This window comes from Pseudomonas sp. c313, assembly GCF_055407145.1.
Genome location: NZ_JBUZRD010000030.1, coordinates 1 through 7,492, shown reverse-complemented (window position 1 = coordinate 7,492; position 7,492 = coordinate 1). Strand labels below are relative to the sequence as shown.

The 7,492-nt window shown below is 51.1% G+C and carries 6 protein-coding genes and 3 pseudogenes; 1 reads left to right on the top strand and 8 read right to left on the bottom strand.

Features of this window, described 5'->3' with window-relative positions; genetic code table 11:
* A pseudogene (locus tag ACZRKZ_RS27560) lies at window positions 1-72 on the bottom strand (recombinase family protein); the annotation flags it as partial.
* Between the two features lie 255 nt (window positions 73-327).
* Here ACZRKZ_RS27560 and ACZRKZ_RS27555 point away from each other — a divergent pair.
* Window positions 328-1,284, top strand: coding sequence for a transposase (locus tag ACZRKZ_RS27555; RefSeq protein WP_229999707.1), 957 nt, complete (start codon window positions 328-330; stop codon window positions 1,282-1,284).
* 38 nt (window positions 1,285-1,322) lie between these two features.
* Here the strand turns inward: ACZRKZ_RS27555 and ACZRKZ_RS27550 are convergent, their stop codons facing one another.
* The 7 genes and pseudogenes from ACZRKZ_RS27550 to ACZRKZ_RS27520 form a co-directional block, all read right to left on the bottom strand.
* A complete protein-coding gene (locus ACZRKZ_RS27550; protein WP_153425844.1) occupies window positions 1,323-2,276 on the bottom strand; it encodes a hypothetical protein in 954 nt (317 codons plus the stop codon).
* A gap of 166 nt (window positions 2,277-2,442) precedes the next feature.
* Window positions 2,443-2,697, bottom strand: a pseudogene (locus tag ACZRKZ_RS27545) (N-acetyltransferase); the annotation flags it as partial.
* Between the two features lie 179 nt (window positions 2,698-2,876).
* Complete coding sequence (locus ACZRKZ_RS27540) at window positions 2,877-3,977, bottom strand: MAE_28990/MAE_18760 family HEPN-like nuclease (protein WP_153425843.1); 1,101 nt, start codon at window positions 3,975-3,977, stop codon at window positions 2,877-2,879.
* Between the two features lie 18 nt (window positions 3,978-3,995).
* Window positions 3,996-5,312: a DUF262 domain-containing protein gene (locus tag ACZRKZ_RS27535; protein WP_256670966.1), complete on the bottom strand. Its 1,317-nt coding sequence runs from the start codon at window positions 5,310-5,312 to the stop codon at window positions 3,996-3,998.
* A 63-nt stretch (window positions 5,313-5,375) separates the two neighbouring features.
* On the bottom strand, window positions 5,376-5,933 hold the full coding sequence (locus tag ACZRKZ_RS27530; RefSeq protein ID WP_229999796.1) for a hypothetical protein: 558 nt from the start codon (window positions 5,931-5,933) through the stop codon (window positions 5,376-5,378).
* Between the two features lie 351 nt (window positions 5,934-6,284).
* Window positions 6,285-6,419: pseudogene (locus tag ACZRKZ_RS27525) on the bottom strand (DNA methyltransferase); the annotation flags it as partial.
* A gap of 353 nt (window positions 6,420-6,772) precedes the next feature.
* Window positions 6,773-7,387: a recombinase family protein gene (locus tag ACZRKZ_RS27520; protein WP_153425842.1), complete on the bottom strand. Its 615-nt coding sequence runs from the start codon at window positions 7,385-7,387 to the stop codon at window positions 6,773-6,775.
* Between the last annotated feature and the right edge of the window lie 105 nt (window positions 7,388-7,492).

Here is a 7,492-nt window from a genome sequence, read left to right as displayed (position 1 = left end):
CTGTTCCAGTTGGCGTTCCGGGTTCTGGTCGAAGCTGCTGACCCGGACGTAGCCGATGCGGTGCCCCTGCACGATGTCTCCTTGGTTGAAGGCGGCTTATGTGCACTTTCTGTTCCGTTGCGCCTCAAACCCCGTTTCTGTCAGGCTGAAATCTATAACCTTCGCGGGCATGTGTCAAAAAATGCGAAAGATGACTCTATTCTGACGAAGCGGCGCGGCCTTGCCTGACATCCAGTTAGGGTATACCCCATTCGGACACCGACTACACAACCTAAGGGCTTGCAGGCTGTCAGCAGGGCTTATCGTACGATTTTTTCCGTTTTCTCTATGCCCCCCAAGGATGATCCCACCGATGCGGAGTTGGCACTCGATCTACTGCTTCGCCATCCTGAACGGTTCACTGCGCTCAGGCCGCAGAGTGTGGCCATGCGCTCGCTGCTGAGCCTGATCGAACAGCGCCGGGATCTGGTCAACGACAAGACGCGTTTTACCAACCGTTTATGCAACACCCTCAAGCAGTATTACCCGCAGGCACTGGACTGGTTTGAGCAGCGAGACACTCAGTTGTTTTGCGATTTTCTCACTCGCTGGCCGACACTCTTGTCAGCCAAACGGGCGCGTAAAACCACGCTTGAGGCATTCTTTTATGCCCATAACGGGCGTCGCGCCACATTGATCGAGGCGCGTTTGGCGTCGATCCGTGCGGCATCTGCGCTCACCGAAGATGGGGGCATTATCGAGCCTTGCCGCTTGCACACCCTCGCGTTGGTGGAGCAGCTACGCACCGTCCTCACGGTGATCGAACGCTTCGATAAGGAAATCGAGCGGGTCGCTTCTGCGCTACCGGATTACGCATTGTTTCGGAGCTTGCCGGGCGCAGGCCCGCATCTGGCGCCACGCTTACTCGCAGCCTTCGGAGAGCAACGTGAGCGTTTCCATGGCGCGGACGAGCTGCAAAGGTACTCCGGCATTGCCCCGGTGACGGAACGGAGTGGTAAGAAGAGCTGGGTGCATTGGCGCTGGCAATGTCCAACGTTCCTTCGTCAGACCTTCGTGGAATGGGCGGGTCAGACCATCAATAAATCCTTTTGGGCTGGAGCTTTCTACCGGCAGCAACGCGCCAAAGGGAGCACCTACCAGGCTGCTGTACGCGCACTCGCGTTTAAGTGGATTCGGATTCTGTATCGGTGCTGGCAGACCAGGACGCTCTACGATGAAACCACCTATTTGAATGCCTTGAGGAAGCGTGGTTCACCGCTGCTGAAGAACCTCGATTTAGGTTGACTGACTTCCTCAGGGCGTGAAGCGGCCGGTCGTGTCGCCTACGAAACTCGGGGCGATTCACCTCGATAAATGTCAAACAGCTCGCGAAAAAAACGGTCGTAGGCAGTCGCGCGCGGGTCACGCCGTACTACGGCTCGAAGGTAGAGCAAATGCACCGAAGGCCTCCTTCGCGAGCCTTGTCGGGTGGTTTCGCCCCAGACTTCACCCGTGACCGTTACCCGAGGTGCCTGTCGTGCCACAGGAATGTGTGAATAACACCAAAGCTGTGCCCAAACGTTGGGCCAAAGATTGGACGGTAGGGACTGCCTAGATAGCTTGATTTCCACCACTAGCACATGCCCGGTTTTTGCATTACGAAAGACCAGGTCCGGCGATGCTCGCAGCGGCTGGCCGCGCACGAGCAGTGCGTCCAACTCGACGAACGGGACGGTATCGCTATTTAGGTGCAGGCCCTGATGCATCAGGCGCCAACCGTCGCCTCGCCTCGCCAGCATGTTGGCATTGGCGATGGTCCACACCTCTCTCGCGCCTATGTACTCACGGTTGCCAAGCTCGAAGATCAGCTTTTCCGCCTCCAGGCCGCGCTTCAATGCATCTTCGTCATTGCCAGGTCGACCGTAGAGGCTGTACACCCAACTTCCGAACGCCGATGCCGTGGCTTCTGGACATTCGGGCCGCATGGCACGTGCCTTGGCCAGAAAGGTAGAACGATGCAGTTCGAATGGGCCAAGGGGTGGAGGACGATGTTGCTCACAAAACATCCCATTTCCTAACCTGGTCTCTCGATATACCTGTCTTGAGACTTTGTAGCTGTCATAAACATCCACATCATCAAATAGTGCCCGCATGCGTTCATTGACCATGCGCTCGCGTACTCGGGGGCGCAGTCCATCACCGCTCCCGTAAACGAGATTAAAATTGTCCTGTGCCGGCGTGGACGGCTGCTCTATTGCTTCGGTGCGATCTAAAGAAGGTTCACGGTCAGATTTCATTGCGATGCTCACTCGACACGATGTAAGTGTCCGGTAACTCCACCCCTTGATTCCTAGACTGCACAGGGCTGCCCATCCAGCACTGACACACCAGAAACAAAGCAGCCGACTGAAAACCTGGAAGCAGCTGCATTAACCGGGCTTTCAAGGTGAGTATTATGGTCGATCCGCCTCTGCTGCGTGTCATATGGATGAGTGCTGATCTATGACTATCCAGAAAAACTCCCTCTTCGACAGCAAATGGCAAGAAACCTAGTCTCGGATAAAGTAGCAAGCCTGCTGTATTTTCATTGAAGCGCGAGATCTCCACCTCTGTGGCGTCATAGCAGTCGAACGCCAGAGCTGTCATCGTCTCCAAGATGAAGGTCGCCACACCGTTACCTGGCGCCTCTTGGGAAACGATGACATTGCCGATACAACAACACCTTGCCTGATTCATAGATGCGGAAGCAGGTTTGCATTGTTTACGGCCGTGCGTTAACGCGCCAAAGAGACTGCTTTTGGCCGATCACTGCCCGACAAAGCACTATACGATGTCCTATGGCTAGCTGCCGAGCGGCCGTTTAGGTTGATGACTAGCCTTATACGGAGAATCCCTCATTACGCCGCTGTCACGGAGTTCCAAACAGCTCCATCCAACGAGTGCTTCACCCACACCTCTGAATTTTGAGTACAACGAAAGTCAAGTTCAATCCCGACAGTTCCACTTATTGATCCTGGCTCGATTGTCTCCTTCGACACACTATCGGACATCAGATTAACAATTCTTCCCCACCTCACATCGCCGCTTGCGAGAATGATAAATAATGTCTGGCCTCGATACAGAGAAAAAGATGGTGGATCAATCACAATTACACTGCCAAGCTTGTATGGGCCTTCAACAATATTAACATTTGAAGCATATGTGGCATCTTGGGTTCTGAGCTTTAGATATGCTGCGCTGGAAAGATTGAACATGGCCTCCGTTAATGTCTCTACGAACGTTATTCGACTGAGCATTTCGGCCTGCCCCATGAGCTGCTCTGCACCTCCCCCTCTATGCGCTACCTCATTACGTCGTTCGACTAAATCATTGAGACGGCTTTCAAATATAGTTCTAATTATACTATCTATTTCAGGGGTTCTTTCTGGAGCCTCGGTATCCTCCGCATCCCCAACCTCCTCTCTAACGAACCACTTAAAGACTACGTCTACGCTGGGAAGTTTCGTCCAGAAATCGCTAACTCCAACTTCACCTAATAGCTTGCTCACATCGTTATATCTAAGATTTGTATCGTGGGCAACAATCGCCTCGCTAGTAAGCGTGTAATTCTCATCGCCCGACAGACATTTAAATAAACTCTCAGCTACGTTGACCGGCAGCAAATTAGAGTAGCGCCCCTCTCCTAACCTTTTACGAGATAGCATTTCGGCAGATTGCACCAAGTGCTTTTTAATCAATGATTGGGGTAAATCATTATAAGAAATAAAAGAAGAAATCAAACGCGCATATTCTGCAATCAAAGCTTCAGTATACCGTTCAAAAGAGGCATACAAAGCAACGACGAACGCAGCATAGTCATACTGCCTGCGCAGAGTTAGATATTGCCTAACCGACGCATCTGGGTGCTTCGATAGCGCGCTATTAACTGGAGCGATGGATTGAACGAATGCCTTGAGTTCGGAGAGTTCCGTGCGAACTTGCTCTAATACAGATTGCAATCTAATTACTCCACACAGTCAAATTCGAGAAATTGCCTTAAGAAAGGCAGCTCTGATAACTTGGTTTCGAGCTTGAGTGTCTGAGTAATTTGTCTTTCTCCCTGAAAAAAGCTGAGCATGTGTTGCATACGCGGCAACTAGTTCCTCTTTCAAAATTTCTTTTGAACTTACTAGCTCCGCATATTTACTCCTTACAGCCATGTCATTTGAAACATACATTATTGGATCATACACAATTTTGGTGGGTCGCTGAGACTGCCCAATAGCTGTAAAGGCATCTGAGCCTAAGGCGCTGAAAAGAAACTCTATGGATGATTCAAACAGTTCGCGATAGCTAACTAATACGTGCGACTCGAACGAGTTGCCCTTAAATAAAAATCTGTCCAAAAATTCAGAAATCTTATTAAGCCCTGCACGGAAAGAGCTTATTTGGCGGTATGCAAAAAAACGTAAGACTAATTCGACATCTTCCATTTTTTCAAACATTCGTCTACCTATAAGGGTCGACACGTCTCCGGATTCTAAAAGCTCATCATCTGGCATGTCGTTAGCAGCCATGCCCGAAGGGATTCCCCATAGTCTACGAAAAGTTTGATTTTCTGACAGTGACATACAAAGCTTGTTTAGAGGCCCGTTATAAATAGCATTTCTTGTTTCCTGACTACTTAACTCAACACCGCCAGAGTTTAAACGCTCAAAAACTATTTTTTTCAGCAGAGCAGCCTGCTCATCCGAAGATGCAGTTTCTTTCAGTAGGATGATTGATGAAATATAACGTCTATCGATACCATCGCGTACCTTCTTAGGAAGGTTGGAATAAGTCCTTCCTTCTAAATCAGCCCAGTATTCAAGTCCGCAAAGTGAAAATTTATCATCATAAAAATCGCTGAGTGCGGTTAATCGTTGACGGCCATCCATTACTTCAAAACGAGCCAAATCGCGTTCATAGAGAAACACAGGAGGAACCGGCACGTTCATCAGGAAAGACTCAATTAAACGCGATTTGCGTTCGTCACTCCAGCGATGACGGCGTTGATATTCTGGGTCAAGTTTGTATCTAGGTTCAGTCGTACCAGGCTCGACTCCCTCACCCTCAACCTCAACCTCTTCTTGAAGCATCGATAATATGCCGGCCAATGAATACCTAGCGGACTCGGTGACAATCCGAATTTCGCCTTTGGCATATCGAGCATTCAACTCTTCGTCCGTGGCTGAGTTTTTTTCGCGCGCATCGAAAAATGCAACTTTCTCATCAGGCAAAAGTTGCACTTCGATCACTGCTGTTTGATTTGCATTAGCTGCAGGTGAAACCGGCTTATCATCTTTCTTTTTCATATTAAGTCTGACGTCCCTGAATATTGCACTTAAAGTAAAAAAACAGCCAAGTAATCAGTGTCGTTAATCACGGGTAGCCCAGACATCTATCTCGACTACAGGGTTCGATTTTACGCGTAAGAAAGAGTCCGCCTGCCGCTTGCCCTCCATTGCCGTACCAGCCGTTTTGATCCGTGTAACCTTCCAGCCACTTTCATTAAGTGAAGACTTAATCAAAACGACGGGATCAGCCCGACGGTCTGATATACCTCCAAACCTAATTACAAGGCGAGCATTGTCTGCTGCCACTGCAGCAGAGTTTCGCCACACCTTGTTTAGATCGCTAGAGAAGATCTCTGGACCACCGTGAAGTAGCTGCAAAGGGCTTTCATACTGGACTGAAGAAGTACCGCCGACGAACCAATTTCTGAGCCACTGATCAGGAATATAGGTCTTCATTCCATAATACGGGGGGGACGTGATGATCCAAGAGTACTTTCTGCCAGACAAATGGGGCTCCAAGCTCTCCGGCTCGCGGCTATCACCTAGCCTCGCAACGCCAACCGTTTTGATCTGGTGAGTGTAGTACCGCAATGCGCGCCGGGCTATTACTTCAAGGACATCAACCTTGGCGGGATACATTCCCCGTTCCTTCCAGAAATTAGTCGCGTACCTTGGTTTTGGCGCATACGTCCGAGGGCACTGGTTGGAAAAGTAGCTTTGAATCGTCTTCTGCTGCGGGCCATGAAGCGCGCCTAACAAAATGCCTCGTAATGCCTGCCGATTAGTCGTGGAGCAGTCCTCTAAAAGAGCTTGCCGCAACCTGCAAATGGACTGAAGGACATCTGGGTGATATGCCCACTGCCAAAACTCGTCCTGAGGAGTTGGAACCTCAGGATAGCTATACAGAATAGAGCGAGCCTCGTTGATTACCTCTTCTGCTGATACAAACACCAACTTAGAGGCAGTTATCGCCGACGCCACCGGGCTCGCGTCGACCCCCATTGAGCTCAGTCCAGCTATTCGAGCGGCGAAACCTGTCGTGCCACGACCGCAAAACGGATCCAAGACCAAATCTCCCTTCCGAGCCCTTTTCAGGATTCTCTGGGGGAATTCAAGTGGGAACATTGTGAAGTATGGGCAGATGCCATTTAGAAGGGTTTGTGCTGCTGGCACTGGTTTTCTCCTACGAGCATTGAGTGCAAGCGCTGGCGGCATACAAGTCGATGAAAGGTAAAAATCAATAGGAATCGTGCGAGCTGAGGGAAAAAAACTTAATCAATGACCTTTCCCCTCAGCACTAGGCCGCCCCATTGGGCTGCGTGACTAGCGCGATACAGTATCAGAACGCAGTTTTTCATGCATCAGGCCAGACCATGCAGCTGAGGTTTTGTGGCTACGCAGTGGATCATTCTCCCTTATTTCGTAGAAGCTGACCGACCGCTTCTGGCCGTAGTGAGCCATTCGCCTCCAGGTCAAGATCAACCCCGTGAAAGCAACTTCAGGCCATCTGGACGCAACTCGCCCTTTGGCGAGACGTGCCGGTACAACGTCTGTCGAGTGACGCCGAGTTCCTCACACAGACCGCCAACCACGGTTTCCGGCTGCCCCATCGACGCCATGGCCAATCGCAGTTTCGCTGCGGTCATCTTGAACGGCCGCCCGCCGTTCCTGCCGCGAGCTCGTGCCGATGCCAATCCTGCCATCGTGCGCTCGGAAATCAGCTCCCGCTCGAACTCGGCCAGTGCCGCAAAAATGCCGAACACGAGTTTGCCGGCAGCGGTCGTCGTGTCGACCGCTGCGCCGTGACCGGTCAGGACCTTCAATCCCACGCTGCGGGCAGTCAGGTCGTGCACGGTGTTGATCAGATGGCGGAGATCGCGGCCGAGCCGATCGAGCTTCCACACGAGCAGCGTGTCGCCTTCACGGAGCGCCTTCAGGCAAGCAGCCAACCCTGGTCGATCATCGCGTCGGCCTGAAGCTAGATCCTCGTAGAGATGTGAAGGACTCACCCCAGCGCGGATCAGTGCATCGCGCTGCAGATCGGTGGATTGGGATCCGTCCGCTTTTGACACTCGCATATAGCCGATCAACATCTCTTCACCTGTCACATATACGTTCGATTATGTGACAGTTTGAGTCGGAAAGCTCTGGCCGTCAAAAATTGTCACTTAACCCGTTATTTAATTTAAGACATGCAA

Coding starts and splice junctions, on each gene's coding strand:
- ACZRKZ_RS27555 (WP_229999707.1), top strand. CDS start 328: ATGCCCCCCAAGGATGATCCCACCGATGCGGAGTTGGCACTCGATCTA.
- ACZRKZ_RS27550 (WP_153425844.1), bottom strand. CDS start 2,276: ATGAAATCTGACCGTGAACCTTCTTTAGATCGCACCGAAGCAATAGAG.
- ACZRKZ_RS27535 (WP_256670966.1), bottom strand. CDS start 5,312: ATGAAAAAGAAAGATGATAAGCCGGTTTCACCTGCAGCTAATGCAAAT.
- ACZRKZ_RS27530 (WP_229999796.1), bottom strand. CDS start 5,933: ATGTATCCCGCCAAGGTTGATGTCCTTGAAGTAATAGCCCGGCGCGCA.
- ACZRKZ_RS27520 (WP_153425842.1), bottom strand. CDS start 7,387: ATGTTGATCGGCTATATGCGAGTGTCAAAAGCGGACGGATCCCAATCC.